General features: G+C 71.6%; 20 protein-coding genes and 1 riboswitch. Of the genes, 3 read left to right on the top strand and 17 right to left on the bottom strand.

What is annotated here, in order from left to right; genetic code table 11:
• Window positions 1-123: 123 nt before the first annotated feature.
• The 11 genes from pheT to AB0J90_RS20955 form a co-directional block, all read right to left on the bottom strand.
• On the bottom strand, window positions 124-2,652 hold the full coding sequence (gene pheT / locus AB0J90_RS21005) for a phenylalanine--tRNA ligase subunit beta (protein ID WP_363598204.1): 2,529 nt from the start codon (window positions 2,650-2,652) through the stop codon (window positions 124-126).
• 41 nt (window positions 2,653-2,693) lie between these two features.
• On the bottom strand, window positions 2,694-3,755 hold the full coding sequence (gene pheS / locus AB0J90_RS21000; RefSeq protein ID WP_363598202.1) for a phenylalanine--tRNA ligase subunit alpha: 1,062 nt from the start codon (window positions 3,753-3,755) through the stop codon (window positions 2,694-2,696).
• A 179-nt stretch (window positions 3,756-3,934) separates the two neighbouring features.
• The gene (locus AB0J90_RS20995) at window positions 3,935-4,852 is read right to left on the bottom strand and encodes an RNA methyltransferase (RefSeq protein WP_363598200.1); all 918 of its coding nucleotides are present in this window, start codon (window positions 4,850-4,852) and stop codon (window positions 3,935-3,937) included.
• Between the two features lie 31 nt (window positions 4,853-4,883).
• Window positions 4,884-5,276 carry a 50S ribosomal protein L20 gene (rplT, locus tag AB0J90_RS20990; protein WP_145777279.1) on the bottom strand — a complete coding sequence of 131 codons (393 nt, stop codon included), beginning with the start codon at window positions 5,274-5,276 and terminating at the stop codon, window positions 4,884-4,886.
• 34 nt (window positions 5,277-5,310) lie between these two features.
• Entirely contained in the window at window positions 5,311-5,505 is a 195-nt protein-coding gene (gene rpmI / locus AB0J90_RS20985) for a 50S ribosomal protein L35 (protein ID WP_326559416.1), read from the bottom strand.
• Window positions 5,506-5,524: 19 nt separating this feature from the next.
• Window positions 5,525-6,151 carry a translation initiation factor IF-3 gene (infC, locus tag AB0J90_RS20980; protein ID WP_363598198.1) on the bottom strand — a complete coding sequence of 209 codons (627 nt, stop codon included), beginning with the start codon at window positions 6,149-6,151 and terminating at the stop codon, window positions 5,525-5,527.
• Window positions 6,152-6,488: 337 nt separating this feature from the next.
• Entirely contained in the window at window positions 6,489-6,950 is a 462-nt protein-coding gene (locus AB0J90_RS20975; RefSeq protein ID WP_363598196.1) for a PH domain-containing protein, read from the bottom strand.
• A gap of 5 nt (window positions 6,951-6,955) precedes the next feature.
• Entirely contained in the window at window positions 6,956-7,903 is a 948-nt protein-coding gene (locus AB0J90_RS20970; RefSeq protein WP_363598194.1) for a DMT family transporter, read from the bottom strand.
• Window positions 7,904-7,913: 10 nt separating this feature from the next.
• Window positions 7,914-8,759 (bottom strand): ATP phosphoribosyltransferase, encoded by an 846-nt coding sequence (hisG, locus tag AB0J90_RS20965; RefSeq protein WP_326559420.1) that lies wholly within the window; start codon window positions 8,757-8,759, stop codon window positions 7,914-7,916.
• Window positions 8,760-8,821: 62 nt separating this feature from the next.
• Window positions 8,822-9,145: a phosphoribosyl-ATP diphosphatase gene (locus tag AB0J90_RS20960; RefSeq protein ID WP_363598192.1), complete on the bottom strand. Its 324-nt coding sequence runs from the start codon at window positions 9,143-9,145 to the stop codon at window positions 8,822-8,824.
• Between the two features lie 12 nt (window positions 9,146-9,157).
• The gene (locus AB0J90_RS20955) at window positions 9,158-9,685 is read right to left on the bottom strand and encodes a SigE family RNA polymerase sigma factor (protein WP_363598190.1); all 528 of its coding nucleotides are present in this window, start codon (window positions 9,683-9,685) and stop codon (window positions 9,158-9,160) included.
• 229 nt (window positions 9,686-9,914) lie between these two features.
• On the opposite strand from AB0J90_RS20955, the gene AB0J90_RS20950 reads away from it, so the two are divergent.
• The 3 genes from AB0J90_RS20950 to AB0J90_RS20940 are packed head-to-tail and all read left to right on the top strand — an operon-like array spanning window position 9,915 to window position 12,443.
• Entirely contained in the window at window positions 9,915-10,778 is an 864-nt protein-coding gene (locus AB0J90_RS20950; RefSeq protein WP_363598188.1) for an ABC transporter substrate-binding protein, read from the top strand.
• Window positions 10,779-10,828: 50 nt separating this feature from the next.
• Entirely contained in the window at window positions 10,829-11,644 is an 816-nt protein-coding gene (locus AB0J90_RS20945) for an amino acid ABC transporter permease (RefSeq protein ID WP_363598236.1), read from the top strand.
• 1 nt (window position 11,645) lies between these two features.
• Window positions 11,646-12,443, top strand: a complete 798-nt coding sequence (locus AB0J90_RS20940; RefSeq protein WP_363598186.1) for an amino acid ABC transporter ATP-binding protein — start codon at window positions 11,646-11,648, stop codon at window positions 12,441-12,443.
• Window positions 12,444-12,468: 25 nt separating this feature from the next.
• Here the strand turns inward: AB0J90_RS20940 and ribH are convergent, their stop codons facing one another.
• From ribH to rpe, 6 genes are all read right to left on the bottom strand, one after another.
• Window positions 12,469-12,969 carry a 6,7-dimethyl-8-ribityllumazine synthase gene (gene ribH / locus AB0J90_RS20935; protein WP_363598184.1) on the bottom strand — a complete coding sequence of 167 codons (501 nt, stop codon included), beginning with the start codon at window positions 12,967-12,969 and terminating at the stop codon, window positions 12,469-12,471.
• A 2-nt stretch (window positions 12,970-12,971) separates the two neighbouring features.
• Entirely contained in the window at window positions 12,972-14,282 is a 1,311-nt protein-coding gene (locus AB0J90_RS20930) for a bifunctional 3,4-dihydroxy-2-butanone-4-phosphate synthase/GTP cyclohydrolase II (protein WP_363598182.1), read from the bottom strand.
• Window positions 14,279-14,884 (bottom strand): riboflavin synthase, encoded by a 606-nt coding sequence (locus tag AB0J90_RS20925; protein WP_363598180.1) that lies wholly within the window; start codon window positions 14,882-14,884, stop codon window positions 14,279-14,281. The genes AB0J90_RS20930 and AB0J90_RS20925 overlap by 4 nt, the downstream gene beginning before the upstream one ends.
• 3 nt (window positions 14,885-14,887) lie before the next feature.
• Window positions 14,888-15,949, bottom strand: coding sequence for a bifunctional diaminohydroxyphosphoribosylaminopyrimidine deaminase/5-amino-6-(5-phosphoribosylamino)uracil reductase RibD (gene ribD / locus AB0J90_RS20920; protein WP_363598178.1), 1,062 nt, complete (start codon window positions 15,947-15,949; stop codon window positions 14,888-14,890).
• Between the two features lie 169 nt (window positions 15,950-16,118).
• Window positions 16,119-16,297: riboswitch (FMN riboswitch) on the bottom strand.
• A gap of 123 nt (window positions 16,298-16,420) precedes the next feature.
• A complete protein-coding gene (locus AB0J90_RS20915) occupies window positions 16,421-17,386 on the bottom strand; it encodes a response regulator (protein ID WP_363598234.1) in 966 nt (321 codons plus the stop codon).
• Window positions 17,380-18,060 carry a ribulose-phosphate 3-epimerase gene (gene rpe / locus AB0J90_RS20910; RefSeq protein ID WP_363598176.1) on the bottom strand — a complete coding sequence of 227 codons (681 nt, stop codon included), beginning with the start codon at window positions 18,058-18,060 and terminating at the stop codon, window positions 17,380-17,382. Before rpe ends, AB0J90_RS20915 begins: the two co-directional genes overlap by 7 nt.
• Window positions 18,061-18,270: the final 210 nt, after the last annotated feature.

The raw sequence follows: 18,270 nt of genomic DNA, 5'->3' as shown, positions 1-18,270 counted from the left end.
CGGCGGTGGTGGCCAACGCCGCCACCCTCGGCATCGGCCCGTACCAGGTGCCGAACGTGACCATGGACGCGTACGGGGTGCGGACCAACAACACACCGGCCACCACGACGTACGGCAGGCGGCTCAGGCGCCGCGCAGGGTGGCACCGAGCCGGGACGACGCCTCGGCAACGGCCGCGTCGCGGGCGGCCACCGCCTCCTCCACCGTCAGGGTCCGGTCCGGCGCCCGGAAGGTGAGCTTGTACGCCAGCGACTTGCGCCCCACCCCGAGCTGCGCCGAGGCGTAGACGTCGAACAGCCGTACCGACTCCAACAGCTCCCCCGCCCCATCGGCCAGGGCCCGTTGCACCTCCGCGGCGGCGACCTCCTCCGGCACCACCAGCGCGACGTCGATCAGCGCTGGCGGGAACCCGGAGATCCGGGGTGCGGACGGCACCGGTGTCGGTGGCAGCAGATCCAGGTCGAGTTCCATCGCACTGGTCCGGCGGGGCAGTTCCAGCGCCTCGACGGTCGCCGGGTGCAGCTCACCGGCGTACCCGACCACGGTGTCGTCGACGAGCACCTCGGCACACCGGCCGGGGTGCCAGGGCGCCCGTTGCGCCGCCCGTACCGTGACCCGGTCGTCGGGCAGGCCGGCAGCGGCGAGCACGTTGCGGGCCGCCTCGACCGCGTCGGCCCAACCGGCCGGTTTGCCAGGGCCCCACCAGCCGGTGCGCTCGACCTCACCGGCGAGCACCACGGCCACGTGCCGGGGCTGGTGCGGCAGGACCGCGTCGGCGGCCGCGAACTCGGCGTCGCTGGGCCGGTGCTCGACCCCCATCGGCGGCGGGCTGCCAGCACCGGGGCGGGACTCGAAGACCGTACCCAGCTCGTAGAGGGCCAGGTCACGCGCGCCCCGACCGAGGTTGCGCTTGAGCGCGCCGAGCAGCGGACCGAGCAGCGTCGTACGCAGCAACGGCTCCTCGTCGGAGAGCGGATTGGCCAACCGGACCGCCCGGCGACGGGTGTCGTCGGCCGGCAACCCGAGCGCGTCGAAGAGTTCCGGTGACACGAACGGGAACGACACCGTCTCGACGTACCCGTTCTCGGCCAGCATCCGGGCGACCGCCCGGACCCGCCGCTGTGCCTGGGTGAGCCCGCGCCCCGCCGGGGCGAGCGGCAGCACCGACGGCACCCGCTCGTAGCCGTCCAGCCGGACGACCTCCTCGACCAGGTCGGCCGGACCGGTCAGGTCGGGCCGCCAGGTCGGCGGGACCACCCGGAGCAGGTCCGGTTCGGTGACGACGGTGCAGCCGACCTCCTCCAGGAGCGCGACCACCCGTGCCGTCGGGTACTCCACGCCGATGCGCCGGGTCGGCAGTTCCGGGTCGAGCGCGATCGGCGACGGTGGGCTCACCTGCGAGAAGTCCAGGATCTCCGCACTCGCCGCACCACCGGCGTACGTGGTCAGCAGGGTGACCGCCCGGTCCAGTGCGACCAGCGGCAGCGCCGGGTCCACCCCGCGCTCCCAGCGCTTGGCCGCCTCGCTGAACAGCTTGTGCCGCCGCGCGGTGCGCCCGACCATCGCCGGCTGCCAGTGCGCCGCCTCGAACAGCACGTCGGTGGTGTCGGCGAGGACCTCGCTGGTCTGCCCACCCATCACCGCGGCGAGCGAGATCGGCAGCCCGTCGCCGTCCCCGGCGACCGGACTGGGCTGACCCGCGTCGCAGATCACCATGTCCTCGGGGTCCAGCACCCGGGTCACGCCGTCCAGCGTGGTCAGCTTCTCCCCCGGTTGCGCCCGGCGGACCACCAGCGCGCCGGTCAGCCGGTCGGCGTCGAAGGCGTGCATCGGCTGGCCGAGTTCGAGCATCACGTAGTTGGTGATGTCGACCGGCAGCGAGATGTTCCGGATGCCGGCGACGGTGAGCCGCTGCCGCATCCACTGCGGGCTCTGCGCGGTCGGATCGACGCCGCGGACCAGGCGGGCGGCGAACCGGTCGCAGCCGACCGGGTCGCGGACCTCGACCGGGTACGCCGGCCGCTCGGTCCCGCCCGGCGCCGGCGCCAGTGCCGGGTCCCGGAACGGCACCCCGAACGCGTGCGACAGCTCCCGGGCGATACCGCGTACGGACAGGCCGTAGCCGCGGTCCGGGGTGATCTCAAGCTCGACCACCACGTCGTCGAGCCCGACCACGGGGCGGGCGTCGTCACCGGGCTTGACGGCGGTGTCCGGCGACAGGACCAGGATCCCGGCGTGGTCGTCGCCGAGTCCCAGCTCCTTCACCGAGCAGATCATGCCGTTGGAGTTGTGCCCGTACGTCTTGCGGGCGCCGATCGCGAAGCCGCCGGGCAGCACCCCGCCGGGCAGGATCACCACCACCCGGTCACCGGGGGCGAAGTTGGTGGCGCCGCAGACGATCTCCTGCAGCTCACCGGTGCCGTTGGCGGTGCCCACGTCGACCCGGCAGAACCGGATCGGCTTCTTGAACCCGGTCAGCTCCTCGATCTCGCGTACCTCGCCGACGACCAGCGAACCGGTGACCGTGGTACGCAGGTCCACCATGGACTCGACCTCGAGCCCGAGGTTCACCAGCGCCCGTTCCAGGTCCTCGGTGCTGAGGTCGACGGGCAGGTCGACGTGCTCGCGCAGCCAGGAAATAGCAACTCGCATGACTCAGACCACCGCTTCCGAAGTTCGATTCCGCATGCCCGTCACGCCTCGACGCCGAGCGCGCCGGTGAACCGCACGTCCCCCTCGAACAGGTCACGCACCTCGCTCACCCCGTTGCGGACCATCACCGTACGGTCGACGCCCATGCCGAACGCGAAGCCGGAGTAGACGTCCGGGTCAATCCCGCAGGCGCGCAGCACCCGTGGGTTGACCATGCCGCAGCCGCCCCACTCGACCCACTGCGGCCCGTTGCGGTGCCCCGGGAACCAGACGTCGAACTCGCCCGACGGCTCGGTGAACGGGAAGTAGTGCGGCCGCCAGCGGGTCCGCGCGTCCTCGCCGAACATCGACCGGGCGAAGTGGTCGAGCGTGCCGCGCAGGTGGGCCATGGTGATGCCCTTGTCCACGACCAGCCCCTCGACCTGGTGGAAGACCGGGCTGTGGGTGGCGTCCAGTTCGTCGGTGCGGTAGACCCGCCCCGGACAGATGACGTAGATCGGGGGCTTGCGCGCCAGCATCGTACGGGCCTGCACCGGCGAGGTGTGCGTACGAAGGACCAGCCCCGGTACGTCCACGTGGAAGGTGTCCATCAGCCCGCGCGCCGGGTGGTCCGGCGGGATGTTGAGCGCGTCGAAGTTGGTCCACTCCAACTCCACCTCGGGGCCTTCGGCGATCTCGTAGCCCATGCCGACGAAGAGATCACCGATCCGCTCCATCAGCAGGGTCAACGGATGCCGGGCGCCACGGGGGCGGCGGTCGTACGGCAGCGTGACGTCGACCCGCTCCTCGGCAAGCACCCGCTCGGCCTGGGCGCGCTGCAGCTCGGCCCGCCACTCGTCGTAGATCGTCTCGATCGCCCGGCGGGCCTCGTTGACCCGCTTGCCGGCGTCGGACTTGGCTGCCGGCGGCAACGCGCCGATCTCCCGGCGGGCCAGCGAGATCGGCGCCCGGTCACCCAGGTGCTGGTGGCGCAGGGCGGCGAGCGAGTCGGGATCGGCGGCACCGGCGAACGCCGTGCGCGCGGCGGCGACGGCTTCGTCGAGGTTGTCCTGGTCGAGCAGGGCGACCTGTTTCGGGTCGTACGGATCGTTGCGGTAAGTCATGGCGTACGGGTGCTCCCTCACGGCGGAAGGCCTGCCTCGGCGGCGGCCATCAGAGTTTACGGACGCGCGGCGACGCCGCAGCCCGCCGGTGGGAGTAGGGAGCAGGAAAGGGTCAGACCTGCCGCCCGCCGACACCGGCGGGCTGGCTAAACGAGTACATCAACGCACTCATGAGAGGTCTACTCCTGATCTCCCTCTGATCGCGACTGCGGGGCTCGCAAACCCGGCTCACTCCTCGCGCTCACGGCCCGCAAAGCTCTGGCCGAAGCGTACAGGCAGACGGCCGCGGCGGCAGCCAGGTTAAGGCTCTCGGCGCGGCCGTGCAGCGGCACGCGTACCCGCGCGTCGGCGGCGGCGGCCAGTTCGGCCGGCAGGCCGTGCGCCTCGGAGCCGAACAGCCAGGCGGTGGGCCGGGACAGGCCGCCGTCGTCGGCGAGGTCGTCCAGGTCGGTCTCGCCGTAACCGGAGGCGGCGAGCACGGTCAGCCCGGCGTGGCGCAGGCTGGTCACCACCGCGGCCGGGTCGTCGGCCCGGACCACGTCGACGTGGAAGAGGCTGCCGGCCGAGGCCCGCACGCACTTGCCGTTGTACGGGTCGACGGCGTCACCGGCGAAGACGACCGCGCCCGCCCCGGCGGCGTCGGCGGTACGCAGCACCGTGCCGGCGTTGCCCGGGTCCCGGATCTCGGCCAGTACGGTGACCAGCCGCGGGGACCGGCGCAGTGCTCGGTGCAGTGGTTGGTCGAACTGGTCGCAGACGGCGACGAGGCCCTGCGGTGCGACGGTCTCGGTCAGCGCGGCGAGCCCGTCGTCGGTCAGCGGCGAGACCGGCAGACCGGCCCGTCGGGCGATCTCGGCGAGGTCGGCGTACCGGTCCAGGGCGGCCGGGGTGCCGAAGAGTTCCCGCACCACACCGGGACGGTCGAGTGCTTCCCGGACGGCCTGCGGTCCCTCGGCGAGGAACCGTCGGGTGCTGTCCCGGTCCCGGCGCCGGTGCAGCCGCCGGGCGGCAACCACCCGGGGCGTACGCGCGGTGAATTGCGGCGGGTCCGTGCCCCGGACATGGTCGAGGCGCCCCACCTGCGGTCCGGACGGCATTCGGGGCGCCTCGATCAACTTCTGTGCTGACTCAGGCGGCCTGGGCCGCCGCGCCGCCGGTGCCCTCGGCCGCGACCGCGGCACGGGCCACCTCGACGATGGCGGCGAAGGCCGTCGCGTCGTTGACGGCCAGGTCGGCCAGGATCTTGCGGTCGACCTCGACGCCAGCCAGCTTGAGGCCCTGGATCAGGCGGTTGTAGGTCATCCCGTTGGCGCGGGCGCCCGCGTTGATCCGGGTGATCCAGAGCTGCCGGAAGTCGCCCTTGCGGTCGCGACGGTCCCGGTAGGCGTACTGCATCGAGTGCAGCACCTGCTCCTTGGCCTTGCGGTACAGCCGGGAGCGCTGACCGCGGTAGCCACTGGCGGTCTCCAGCAGGGTACGACGCTTCTTCTGGGCGTTTACAGCCCGCTTGACGCGTGCCATCTCAACTACTCCTTCGGGTTAAGTGGCGGGCGCGTCAGCGGCCCAGCAGCTTCTTGATTCGCTTGGCGTCAACCTTGGCAACCTCGACCGTGCCGGTGAGCCGGCGGGTCTGGTTGGAGGGCTTCTTCTCCAGGTTGTGCCGCAGGCCAGCCTGCTGGGCGACGATCTTGCCGGAGCCGGTCACCTTGACCCGCTTGCCCATTCCGGTGTGGCTCTTCATCTTCGGCATCTGTTGCGTCTCTCCCCTGTTACTCGCCGGCGGTGCCGGCGGGTTCGACCTCAGGCGCGACTGACGGTGCCTCAACCGTCTCGCCGTCCTCGGCCGTCTCGGCGTCTCGCTCACGCGGTCCGCCGGCCTTGGCTGCCGTGGCGGCGGCCTTGGTGGCGCGGTGCGGAGCAAGAACCATGATCATGTTTCGGCCGTCCTGCTTCGGCGCGGCCTCGACGTACCCCAGTTCCGAGATCTCCGACTCGAGTCGGCGAAGGAGCCGGTAGCCAAGTTCCGGGCGACTCTGCTCGCGACCACGGAACATGATCGTTACCTTGACCTTGTCACCCGCCTTGAGGAACCGCACCACGTGACCTTTCTTGGTCTCGTAGTCGTGCGGGTCGATCTTCGGCCGGAGTTTCATCTCCTTGATGACGGTCTGCTGCTGGTTACGCCGCGCTTCGCGCGCCTTCAGTGCGCTCTCGTACTTGAACTTGCCGAAGTCCATGAGCTTGCACACCGGCGGGCGCGCCATCGGCGCAACCTCGACCAGGTCCAGGTCGACGTCCGCGGCCAGCTGCAGAGCGCGCTCCAGCGGGACGATGCCCACCTGCTCACCCTCAGGGCCGACCAGTCGGACCTCACGTGCCCGGATCTGTTCGTTCACGCGTGGTTCGACGCTGATGGGGCCTCCTCGAGTCGGTAACTCCTTCGGTGCCGACCCCTGGGTCGGCTCCCCGGTGGGAACCGATCCGGAAAGCAGAAGGCCCCGGCGCATGCCAGGGCCCGCTCGACCGGTCGGTGCGGCACGAAGCCACACGTCCGACCCGGATCAGGATCCGGGTCGTTGACCGGACCCGGCCACCGACTGGGGCGACTCGGGTGGGAGCAGGCGCTCCGCTTTACCGCTGTCACCGCGAGGGACAGCATGGTCGACTTACCAATGTTAGCAGGTCGGGCCGATAGCCCGACAAACGGGCACCCCGCCCGGCGGGTCGGAAGCCTCAGTTCGCGGCCGGCAGCCGTCGCGAGGCGTCGTGCAGGGCGCGCAGCGCGCGTACCCCGGCGACCGCGGATTCCTTGTCCACCGCCTGCAGGGCGATCATCGGGACCAGCTCGTCGTCGTGCAGTTCCAGGCTCGCCCAGGGCGAGCCGTGATCGAAGCGCACCGCCCGGACCACCTCCCAGGGCAGGTCGTACGAGCCGAGCACGTTGCGCACCCGTACGCCCTGGCTGTCGGCCTCGACCAGCACCCGGGTGAAGAGCAGGATCACCAGCGCGCCGAGCACCCCCAGACCGATCATGGCGAACGAGTCACCGCGCTGGAAGGTGGCCGCACCCTCGCCGGTCGACCCGTGCAGGGCCAGCCCCAACGCGGTGAAGACCACCACCAGGGACGGTGCCAGCACCCAGCACATCACCCGGAGCCGCCGCGGTCGCAGCCGTACGAGGTCGGAGTCGGTCACGGCCCTCATCCTGCCACCCCGTTCGGACCGGCGGTCGCCGCGGGGCGGACCACCCACCCGGAGACCACCACCGCGAGCAGGGTCAGCAGCGCTCCGGCGAACACCGCCACGCTGGCTCCCGGCCCGTCCGGCCGGAGCACGTCGAGCAGCAGCGCACCGCCGAGTTGCCCGGCGACGATGGCCAGGCCGCTGCGGAGCACACCGACCGCCCGTACGCAGACCAGCAGGGCGACCACGACGCCGACCCCGACCGGCCCGCCCAGGTAGAGGTACCAGTCGGTCGGCCAGTGGATCGAACCGAGCCGGCCGAACGCACCGGCCACCGCCGCCACCGCGACGATCGCCGGGGTGCTGACGGCGAAGTTGACCGCCGTACCCGCGGCGGCACCGCCGACCGCCGAGATTCGGCCGTTCAGCGCCGCCGACAGGGCCACCAGGACACCGCCGGCCGCGGCCAACGCCACCAGTCCCACGGCGAGTTCACCCAACGGGCGGCCGAACTGGGCCAACGCCACCGCACCGATCCCCAGCAGCGCACCCAGCAGCCGGGGCGCGGTGACCGCCCGCCGGCCGCCCGGAGCCAGCCCGGCCCGGTCGACGCCCAGGCCACCGGCGCTGTTGCCGGCCACCTGGGCGATGGTGAACACGGCCACCCCGAGCGCCGGCACCACGTACGTCGCGATCACCACGAAGCCGCCGCCGCCCAGCCCACCCAGGTAGCTCCACCAGGGCAGCCGGGCCCGGCGCAGTACGCCGAGCCCGGCTCGCATCGACGGGAGCGCCAGCAGGCCGACCAGGAGCAGGGCGACCCCACCGGCATTGTTGACCACCGCGCCCATGGCCGGATTGCCGACCCGGGCGCCGAGTTCGGCGTTCGCCGCGCTCTGCACCGCCGAACCGACCCCGCCGAGCACCGCCAGTCCGAGCGCCAACCAGGCGGGGAAGATCCTCACCCGGTGAGCCTCACAGGCGACAGGCGTGGATGTCTGTGACCAGGATCGCCCGGGCGCCGAGATCGTACAGTTCGTCCATGATCCGGTGTACGTCGCTGCGCAGCACCATGGCCTGGACCGCCACCCAACCCTCCCGGTGCAGCGGCGAGATGGTGGGCGACTCGATCCCCGGGGTGAGCGCGGTGGCCCGGTCGAGCAGGTCGGCCCGGACGTCGTAGGCGAGCATTACGTACCGCCGGGCGACCAGCACCCCGTGCAGCCGGCGCAGCAACTGGTCGGCCTGGTTGTGCGCCGGGGCGCCGAGCCGGCGGATCATGACCGCCGAGGAGCGCAGGATCGGCTCCCCGATGATCACCAGGCCCGCCTGACGCAGGGTGGCACCGGTCTCCACCACGTCCGCGACGACGTCGGCGACGCCGAGCCGGACCGCGTTCTCGACCGCACCGTCGAGCCGGACCACGTCCGCCTTCAGGCCGTGCTCGACCAGGTGGCGCTCCACCACCCCGGGGTACGCGGTGGCGATCCGTCGCCCGCCGATCTGGTCGGCGGAGGTGATGGTCTCCGGTGAGGCGGCGAACCGGAAGGTGGCGCCCCCGAAGTTGAGGTCGAGCACCTCCTCGGCCGGACTGCCGGCGTCGATCAGCAGATCCCGGCCGGTGATGCCGAGATCGAGATCACCGGAGCCGACGTAGGTCGCGATGTCACGGGGACGTAGGTAGAAGAACTCGACGTCGTTCGGCTCGTCCCGGCAGACCAGGTCCTTCGGGTCGGTGCGCTGGCGGTAGCCCGCCTCGCGCAGCATCTGCGCGGCGGGAGCGGACAGGGTGCCCTTGTTGGGGATGGCGATGCGCAGCATCGTGAGGTGCTCCTTCGATCGGCTGGATCAGGGTTCGACCGTTGAATCGGGGGCGTGGCACCTCAGAGATGTCGGTAGACGTCCTTGAGCTCCAGTCCGGTGGCAAGCATCAGCACCTGGGCCTGGTAGAGCAGTTGGGAGATCTCCTCGGCGGCACGCTCGGGGCCCTCGTGCTCGGCCGCCATCCACGACTCGGCCGCCTCCTCGACGACCTTCTTGCCGATCGCGTGCACGCCGCGTTCCAGGGCGGCCACCGTCGCCGAGCCCGGAGTGCCGGCGGCGGCCTTGGCCTGCAGCTCGGCGAACAGCTCTTCGAACGTCTTCACGGAATCGGATTCTCGCAGCCTCCCGGCGCCGGGTGGCGCGCCGGGTCGCCCGGCGGCCATCAGGTGGACCGGTCAGCCCGCCGACCCCGCCCCGAGCGTCTGGCGCAACGCGGCGGCACCCCGGGCGGTGTGGCTCTTGACCGCCCCTCGACTCAGCCCCATCAGCTCGGCGGTCTCCGCCTCCGACAGGTCGGCGTAGTAACGCAGCACGATCGCCTCCCGCTGCCGGGCCGGCAGTGTCCGCAGCGCGGCCAGCACGGTGTCGTACCGGAGCAGGTCGAGAGCCCCGGCCTCGGCGGACGGTGCGTCCGGGCCGGGCCGTGCGGTCGCCAGGTGGGCCTGCACCACCCGGCGGTGGCGCAGCGCCGACCGGGACCGGTTGACCACCGTCACCCTCAGGTACGACAGCGCCCGGTCGGAGTCGCGCAGCCACGGCCAGCGCCGGTGCAGAGCCACGTACGCGTCCTGCACGATCTCCTCGGCCGTGCCCAGGTCGTGCAGGAGCAGTACGGCGAGCCGGACCAGCGGGCGGTAGTGGACGACGAAGAGGTGGGTGACCGCCTCGTCCGCCCCCCACTGCGCTGCCCGCGGGTACGGCATGGTCCTCCCGCCGGGCGCGTCGGCCGGCAGATGGCACCCGGGGCCGACGCGCGGGTCCTGCCTTCGGTTTACGCCCCGGACGCCGGGACACGCCAGCGCCCCGCCAGAAGCCGACCGATCCCGGCGTACAACCAGTCCGGGTGCCCGAGCATCCGGCGGGACCGTAATCCCTACCAATGTGGTGGGGCACTCTATGGAAGGGTTCCCGCCTGCGCCTATGCTGTCCGCCATGGCTCGCCGTACGGTGCCGGTCGCCCTCGGGGCCGCGACCGCCCTTCTCGCCGCCCTCGCCGGCTGCGCCCCGCAGAAAGTGGAACCAACTCCCTCCCAGCCCGCCGCCGCGTCCTGTGCGAAGGAATCGCTGACCACCAAGACGCCGGGCAAGCTGACCATCGGCACCGACGACCCGGCGTACGAGCCGTGGTTCAGGGACAACAAGCCGGACAACGGCGAGGGCTTCGAGTCGGCGGTCGCGTACGCGGTCGCGGAACGGCTCGGGTACGCCCGTACCGACGTGGTCTGGAACCGGGTCAAGTTCGAGAATGCGATAGCACCCGGGCCGAAGGACTTCGACTTCGACATCAACCAGTTCTCCATCACCGAGGAGCGCAAGCAGGCCGTCGACTTCTCCGCGCCGTACTACCTGGTCCGCCAGACGGTGATCGCGCTGAAGTCGTCGAAGATCGCCGGCAAGACCACGCTGGCCGACCTGAAGAACGCCAAGCTCGGCGCCCAGGTCGGTACCACCAGCTACCAGGCGATCACCGACGTGATCAAGCCCGGTTCGCAGCCGCAGGTGTTCAACACCAACGACGACGCCAAGAAGGCGTTGCAGAACGGGCAGATCGACGGCCTGGTGGTGGACCTGCCGACCGCGTTCTACATCACCGGCGCCGAACTCACCGACGCCACGATCGTCGGCCAGGTGCCGCAGGTCGGCGTGCCGGAGACGTTCGGGCTGGTGCTGGACAAGGGATCGCGGCTGACCGGCTGCGTCGGCGGTGCGGTCACCGCGCTGCGTGAGGCGGGCACCCTCGGCGAACTGGAGCAGAAGTGGCTCGCCCAGGTGGCGGGCGCACCCGAACTGACGTGAGCGGACCCATCCGTACCGAAGACCGACCGCTCGACCACGCCCCTGGCGAGATCGCCCGTGCGCGGGCCGCCCACCGGCGTCGGCAGACGGTCCGCTCGGTGCTGGTCGCCGCGGCCTCCACCGGCGTGCTGGGCACGCTGCTGGTGGTCGCGGTCACCGGTTCGCCCGGCTGGGCCCGCGTACGGCAGTCCTTCCTCGACCTGGACATCGCCCGCGCGGCCCTGCCGGACGTGCTCACCGGGCTCTGGCTCAACGTCCGGCTGCTCTTCTTCTGCGCGCTCGGCGCACTGGCCCTGGGCCTGGTGGTGGCGCTGCTGCGGACCCTGCGCGGGCCGGTCTTCTTCCCGGTACGCGCGCTGGCGACCGGCTACACCTACACCTTCCGCGGGTTGCCGCTGATCATCGTGCTGTACGTGTTCACCCTCGGCGTGCCGGGGCTGCGGTTGCAGGGCATGCCGCCGGTGCTGGTGCTCGGCGGCTGCGCGTTGGTAATCACGTACAGCGGTTACCTGGCGGAGGTGTTCCGGGCCGGCATCGAGTCGGTGCACCCGAGCCAGTTCGCCGCCGGCCGCTCCCTCGGGCTGACCTACCGGCAGACCATGCGGCACGTGGTGCTGCCGCAGGCCGCCCGCCGGGTGGCGCCGCCGCTGCTCAACGACGTGGTGGCGCTACAGAAGGACGTCGGGCTGGTTTCCCTGGCCGGTCCGATCGACGCGGTACGGGCAGCCCAGATCCAGACCGCCGAACACTTCAACTACACCCCGTACATCGTCGCCGGGGTGCTCTTCGTGCTGCTCGCCATCCCGTTGATCGCGGTGACCGACTGGGTGACGCTACGGGCCGCACGCCGGCAGGCGGGGCACTGACATGACACTGACCGACCACACCACCGCGACCCCGCAACCGTCCGAGGACCCGGCCACTGGGCTGCTGTCCTGCCGGGGGCTGCGCAAGTCGTTCGGCGGGCGGACCGTACTCGACGGGCTCGACCTGGACGTGGCCGAGCACGAGGTGGTCGCCCTGATCGGCGCCTCCGGCTCGGGCAAGTCGACGTTGCTGCGCTGCCTGAACCTGCTGGAGGAGATCGACGACGGCACGATCCACCTGGACGGCGAACACATCACCGATCCCCGGATCGACCCGGACCGGGTACGCCGCCGGATCGGCATCGTGTTCCAGTCGTACAACCTGTTCCCGCACCTGAGCGTGCTGGACAACATCACCCTGGCGCCGCTGCGGGTACACCGGCGCACCCGGGCGGACGCCGAGGCGCAGGCCCGTGAGCTGCTCGACCGGGTGGGTCTGGCCGACAAGGCGCGGGACTATCCGGACCGGCTCTCCGGCGGGCAGCAGCAGCGGGTGGCGATCGTCCGGGCGCTGGTCAACTCGCCCCGGCTGATGCTGCTCGACGAGGTCACCTCGGCGCTGGACCCGGAACTGGTCGGTGAGGTGCTCAGCCTGATCCGCGAACTGAAGGCGGACGGGATGACGATGGTGCTGGCCACCCACGAGATGGGTTTCGCCCGGGACGTCGCCGACCGGGTCTGCTTCCTCGACGGCGGCCGGGTGATCGAGCAGGGGCCACCGGCGCGGGTGCTGGGCGAGCCGACCGAGCCGCGTACCCGCCAGTTCCTGCGGCGGATCATCGAGGCCGGCCGGCTCTGAACCCGGCGTACGTGGGGTAGGCGGATCAGCCGCCGAAACCGACCGGGACCGTACGCTTGCCCAGCCCCCGGATCGCCAGCGCGGCGTCCAGGGCGGCGACCGTGGCGGCCCAGCCCTTGTCCTCGGCCGAACCGGGCAGCCCGGCCCGGTCCTGAGCCTGTTCGAGGGTGTTGACCGTGAGCACGCCCTGGCCGACCGGCTTGCCGGCGTCGAGCGCGACCCGGGTCAGCCCGTCGGTGACCGACCGGCAGACGTAGTCGAAGTGGGCGGTGCTGCCCCGGACCACCACGCCGAGGGCCACCACCACGTCGCAGTCGCGGGCCAGCGCCTGTGCGACGACCGGCAGTTCCACGGAGCCCGCGACCCGGGCCACCCGTACGTCCCGGACGCCGGACGCCTCGGCCGCGGCCACCGCACGTTCGAGCATGTGGTCGGTCAGTTCGGCGTGCCAGCGGGCCGCCACCACCCCGACGGTCAGCCCCGCGGCATCCACCGCGGTCACTCCCGGTTCCCCGAAACCAGCCATCGTTACGCCGATCCTTCCGTGATCCCGTCGAGCTCACCCAGCAGGTGGCCCATCCGGTCCCGCTTGGTCCGCAGGTAGCGGACGTTCTCCGGGGTGGCCCGCACCGGCAGGCCCTCCCGCCCGGTGATGGTCAGCCCGTAGCCCTCCAGCCCGGCCCGCTTGGCCGGGTTGTTGGTGAGCAGCCGCATGGAACGTACGCCCAGGTCGTAGAGGATCTGCGCACCGGTGCCGTAGTCGCGGGCGTCGGCCGGCAGGCCCAGGTCCAGGTTGGCGTCGACGGTGTCCCGCCCCTGGTCCTGCAACTGGTACGCCTGCAGCTTGTGCACCAGGCCGATGCCGCGCCCCTCGTGTCCGCGTACGTAGAGCACCACGCCGCGTCCCTCCTGCGCCACCCGGGCCAGGGCGGCCTGCAGCTGCGGCCCGCAGTCGCAGCGCAGCGAGCCGAACACGTCTCCGGTGAGGCACTCGGAGTGCACCCGGACCAGCACGTCCTGCCCGTCGGCGAGGTCGCCGTAGACGAGCGCGACGTGCTCGGCGGCGTCGTTGTCGACCGTGTAGCCGAACGCCTTGAACAGCCCGTACGGGGTGGGAAGCTGTGCCTCGGCGTCCTGGTGCACCTGCTTCTCGGTCCGCCGCCGGTACGCGATCAGGTCGGCGATGCTGATCAGGGTCAGGCCGTGCTCGGCGCTGAACTTCTCCAGGTCGGGCAGGCGCATCATGGTGCCGTCGTCGTTGACCAGCTCGCAGAGCACACCGGCCGGCCGCAGCCCGGCGAGCCGGGTCAGGTCGATCGCGGCCTCGGTGTGCCCGGCGCGGCGCAGCACCCCGCCGGCCCGGGCCCGCAGCGGCACCACGTGCCCCGGCCGGGCCAGGTCGGTCGGCTGGGTCGCCGGGTCGGCGAGCAGCCGGATGGTGTGCGCCCGGTCGGCGGCCGAGATGCCGGTGGTGACACCCTCGCGGGCATCCACCGTCACCGTGTACGCGGTGCCCCGCCGGTCCTGGTTGGTGTGGTACATCGGCGGCAGTTCGAGGCGGTCGGCCTCCTGCTCCGTGATCGGGGCGCAGATGTAGCCCGAGGTGTACCGGACGGTGAAGGCCAGCAGCTCCGGCGTGGCCAGCTCCGCCGCGAAGATCAGGTCGCCCTCGTTCTCCCGGTCGGCGTCGTCGACCACGACCACCGGCCGTCCGGCCGCGATCTGCGCGATCGCCTCCTCGATCGGGGCGAAGACGGGGGCGGAGCCGCCGCCCGGGCCCGCCCCGGTGTCGACCTCGGTCTCCACGAAATCCGATTCGATGACGCTCGACTCGCTCATGACATGGCCTTTCCGCTGCCGAGTAGCCGTTCGACGTACTTGGCGACGACGTCCACCTCGAGGTTGACCGGGTCGCCGATCTTCTTGTGCCCCAGCGTGGTGAGCTTGAGCGTGGTCGGGATCAGGCCGACGGCGAAGGCGTCGTCGCCGATCTCCGAGATGGTCAGGGACACTCCGTCGACGGTGATGGAGCCCTTCTCCACCGCGTAGCGCGCGATGCCGGCCGGCAACGAGAACCGGACCGTCTCCCACTGCTCGGCCGGTTCCCGGCCGATGATCTCGGCGACCCCGTCGACGTGGCCCTGCACCAGGTGCCCGCCGAGCCGGGTGCCGAGCGTCGCCGCCCGTTCCAGGTTGACCGGGTCACCGGCGCGCAGGGCGCCGAGCGAGGACCGGCGCAGGGTCTCCCCCATCACGTCGGCGGTGAACACGTCGGCGCCGACGTCCACCACGGTCAGACAGACGCCGTTGACCGAGATCGAGTCGCCGTGCTTGGCGTCCGAGGTGACGACCGGGCCACGGACCGCGATCAGCGCGGAGTCCGTACCCGTGTCGGTCAGTTTCACGACCTCGCCCAGTTCCTCGACAATGCCGGTGAACATGTCTCAGCCCTCCCTCTTCCGGGGCAGCGCGGTGATCCGCAGGTCGGGACCGACCTGCGTGATGTCGACGAAATCGAGGTCGATGACCTCGGAGATGGTTCGGGGGCCGGCGTCGGCGAGCGCGGCCGGGCCGGCGCCGAGCAGCTTCGGTGCCACGTATCCGATGACCTTGTCGACCAGGCCGAGGGCGAGGAAGGCGCCGGCCAGGGTCGGTCCGCCCTCCAGCAGCGCGGCCCGGACGCCACGCTGGTACAGCTCGGCGAGCAGGGCCTCCAGGTCGACCCGGTCGTCCTTGTTGGCGCCGAGGTCCGCGGTGGTCACCACCCAGGTGCGGGCGGCGCCGTCGCGCACGCGGGCATCCGCCGGGGTACGCCCGGAGCTGTCCACCACCACGCGCAGCGGCTGCCGGATGGCCAGGCTGCCGTCGCGCAGGTTCCGGGCGGTCAGTCGCGGGTCGTCGGCGATGACCGTGCCGACCCCGGCGATCACCGCGTCCACGGTGCCGCGCAGGGCGTGCACGTCCATCCGGGCCGCCTCGGAGGTGATCCACATGCTGGTGCCGTCGGCCGCGGCGGAACGCCCGTCGAGCGTCGAGGCGTACTTCCAGATGACGTACGGACGGCCCCGCCGTACGGCGGTCAGCCAGGCGATGTTGCCGGCTTCGACCTCGGCGGCGCGTACCCCGATCTCGACCTCGACGCCCGCGGCCCGCAGGGTCTCCGCGCCACCGGAGGCGACCAGGTTCGGATCGCCCACCCCGATCACCACCCGGGCCACCCCGGCCCGGATCAGCGCGCCGGTGCACGGCCCGGTACGGCCGGTGTGGTCGCAGGGTTCGAGGGTGACCACGGCGGTGCCGCCGCGGGCGCGGGCACCCGCCTGGGCCAGCGCGACGATCTCGGCGTGCGGTCCACCGGCGTAGGCGTGGAAGCCCTCGCCGACCAACTCGCCGTCGGCGTCGAGCAGTACGCAGCCGACCACCGGATTGGGGCTGGTACTGCCCAAGCCGCGGGCGGCCAGCTCGATCGCCCGACGCATCGCCGCATCGGCGGAGACGCTCACCATGTCCTGCGCCCTACTCTCCTCGCTCGTCGGTCAAACGCGCGACGAGGGGGAGGCATTCCGGCACATGACCGGCGCAGGCGGCGGCGGAGAAACCCGGGGACGGCACAGCCGACCCGGCAGAGTCCCGGACCGGGGCGCCCGAGGGTGCCGGCCGAGACCTGTCCGTCCCGCGCGCTGTCTCCCATCCGGACTGTCTGAGTGCGGGCAGGGAAGCCCGCGCTCAACCGTCGGCCCCGGATTCTCACCAGGTCCACCGCTCGACACAGGGTCGATCGGGTCGCGGGCTTACCGTGGCCGAGGCCGCGGATCACCGCCGGTTCGGAATTTCACCGAGTCCCGCCAGCGCGTGGTGGGTACGTTGTGAGTCTTACACGGTTTCGGGCCTCGATCGCCATCTACGCGACCTAGTTCACAGCGCTGATCATCACCACCTCCCGCCCAATCGGGCGGGAATATTCCGGCGTCCCCGGATCAGCCCTCGACCCGGCGCCGGTCGACCGCCACGTACGAGCCGGGCTGGTGCTTGGCCAGACTCTTCATCTCCGAGGCTGCGGCGATCACCTCGAGCGGGTCGGTGAACCGCCGCTCGGGCACCGACAGGGAAACCCCGATGGAGAGCGTGACCAGGGCGGCCTTCTTGATCGTGCCCCGCCGGTCCTTCAGCTCGACGAAACCGCGCTGGGCGTCGGAGGGGTCGTACAGCTCGTCGGCGGTCTTCTCGAAGTCGACCACCGCCCGCTCGGTGATCGGGCGTACCTGCTCCGGGGCGCAGACGATGACGAAGTCGTCGCCGCCGATGTGGCCGAGGAACGCCGGGGGCAGCCCGACCGAAACCACCGCCCGGTGCAGGCTGCGGGCGAGCGCGCTGATGAACTCGTCGCCGCGGCTGAACCCGTACCGGTCGTTGACGCTCTTGAAGCGGTCGATGTCGACGTAGCCGACGGCGTAGTCGACGCCGCTGCGTACCCGGTCGGTGATCTCCCGGCGGACCCGGCTGTTGCCGGGCAGGCCGGTCAGCGGGGACACCTCCCGGAATTCCTTGTTCCGGCGCAGGGTGGAGCTGACCCGGGCGATCAACTCGGCGGTGTCGAACGGTTTGACCAGGTAGTCGTCGGCCCCGGCGGTGAGGCCGTGCACCTTGTCCACGGTCATGCCCTTGGCGGTCAGCATGATCACCGGCAGGGCGGAGGTCATCGGGTCGGCGCGCAGCCGGCGGGTCAGTTCGAGCCCGTCGATCCGGGGCATCATCAGGTCGACCACGGCGAGGTCGGGCCGGTGCGCCTCGATCATCTCAAGGGCTTCCTGGCCGTCGCTGGCCTTGAGTACGTCGAAACCGTGCAGCCGAAGATTGAACTCGACAAACCGGGCGATGTCGGCATCATCGTCCACCACCAGGATCACGTCCTGGCGCTCCTCGACCGGATCGACGCTCACGATCGCGACACAGCCCGCTGGGCCAGGCCTCGCAGGTGGCCGATCGCCGCCGCCGGATCGTCCGCGCCGTAGACGGCGGTGCCGGCCACGAAGGCGTCCGCGCCAGCCGCCGCGGCCTGCTCGATGGTGTCGGCGGCGATCCCACCGTCGACCTCGATCCGCAGTTCGAGGTGACCGGTTGCCGCGTGCCGGCGGGCGGCCCGGACCTTCTCCAGCAGTTCGGGGATGAAGCGCTGCCCACCGAACCCCGCCTTGATCGTCATGATCAGCAGGGTGTCGAAGCTCGGCAGCAGGTCCAGGTACGGCTCGATCGGGGTGTCCCGGTCGATCGCCAGCCCCGCCTTCGCACCCGCCGAACGCAGGTCCTTGGCCAGCGCCACCGGGTTGTCGCACGCCTCGGCATGGAAGGTCACGTTGTACGCCCCGGCGTCGGCGTAGGCCGGCGCCCACCGCCTCGGGTCCTCGATCATGAGATGTACGTCGAACGGCAGCGTGGTGACCGCGAGCAGGCTCTGCACCACCGGCAGCCCGATGGTCAGGTTGGGCACGAAGTGGTTGTCCATCACATCGACATGCAGCCAGTCGGCCGCGGACTCGACCACCCTGGCCTCGTCGGCGAGATGCGCGAAATCCGCGGCGAGGATGCTGGGCGCGATGATCGGCGTCGGTGCGGTCACCGCGCCAGTCTACGAACGGACGCCAGCCGTACGGCACGGGCCACCACACCGTCCCACGGTTGGGTGCCACCGGGGCTCGGATACGGGGCCGGTGGCGCACTCGTCGCCGGCTGTCGACCATCGCCCGGCCGGTCGCCTCGTGCCGCGACTGCCGGTCCCGCTCAGCGTCGACCTCGAAGCCGGAAGCTCGGCCGACCTCGAAGCCGAATA

It is taken from the genome of Micromonospora sp. NPDC049523 (genome assembly GCF_040676775.1).
GTDB lineage: Bacteria > Actinomycetota > Actinomycetes > Mycobacteriales > Micromonosporaceae > Micromonospora_G.
Note: the sequence above shows the minus strand (reverse complement) of the source record. Positions and strands in the feature narration are given on the sequence as shown.

What these genes read in the sequence shown, in the direction of transcription:
- AB0J90_RS20925 (WP_363598180.1), bottom strand. Translation starts at nt 14,884, where the DNA reads ATGTTCACCGGCATTGTCGAGGAACTGGGCGAGGTCGTGAAACTGACC.
- rpmI (WP_326559416.1), bottom strand. Translation starts at nt 5,505, where the DNA reads ATGCCGAAGATGAAGAGCCACACCGGAATGGGCAAGCGGGTCAAGGTG.
- AB0J90_RS20950 (WP_363598188.1), top strand. Translation starts at nt 9,915, where the DNA reads ATGGCTCGCCGTACGGTGCCGGTCGCCCTCGGGGCCGCGACCGCCCTT.
- pheT (WP_363598204.1), bottom strand. Translation starts at nt 2,652, where the DNA reads ATGCGAGTTGCTATTTCCTGGCTGCGCGAGCACGTCGACCTGCCCGTC.
- ribH (WP_363598184.1), bottom strand. Translation starts at nt 12,969, where the DNA reads ATGGCTGGTTTCGGGGAACCGGGAGTGACCGCGGTGGATGCCGCGGGG.
- pheS (WP_363598202.1), bottom strand. Translation starts at nt 3,755, where the DNA reads ATGACTTACCGCAACGATCCGTACGACCCGAAACAGGTCGCCCTGCTC.
- AB0J90_RS20955 (WP_363598190.1), bottom strand. Translation starts at nt 9,685, where the DNA reads ATGCCGTACCCGCGGGCAGCGCAGTGGGGGGCGGACGAGGCGGTCACC.
- ribD (WP_363598178.1), bottom strand. Translation starts at nt 15,949, where the DNA reads ATGGTGAGCGTCTCCGCCGATGCGGCGATGCGTCGGGCGATCGAGCTG.
- AB0J90_RS20960 (WP_363598192.1), bottom strand. Translation starts at nt 9,145, where the DNA reads ATGGCCGCCGGGCGACCCGGCGCGCCACCCGGCGCCGGGAGGCTGCGA.
- rplT (WP_145777279.1), bottom strand. Translation starts at nt 5,276, where the DNA reads ATGGCACGCGTCAAGCGGGCTGTAAACGCCCAGAAGAAGCGTCGTACC.
- AB0J90_RS20930 (WP_363598182.1), bottom strand. Translation starts at nt 14,282, where the DNA reads ATGAGCGAGTCGAGCGTCATCGAATCGGATTTCGTGGAGACCGAGGTC.
- hisG (WP_326559420.1), bottom strand. Translation starts at nt 8,759, where the DNA reads ATGCTGCGCATCGCCATCCCCAACAAGGGCACCCTGTCCGCTCCCGCC.
- AB0J90_RS20995 (WP_363598200.1), bottom strand. Translation starts at nt 4,852, where the DNA reads ATGCCGTCCGGACCGCAGGTGGGGCGCCTCGACCATGTCCGGGGCACG.
- AB0J90_RS20940 (WP_363598186.1), top strand. Translation starts at nt 11,646, where the DNA reads ATGACACTGACCGACCACACCACCGCGACCCCGCAACCGTCCGAGGAC.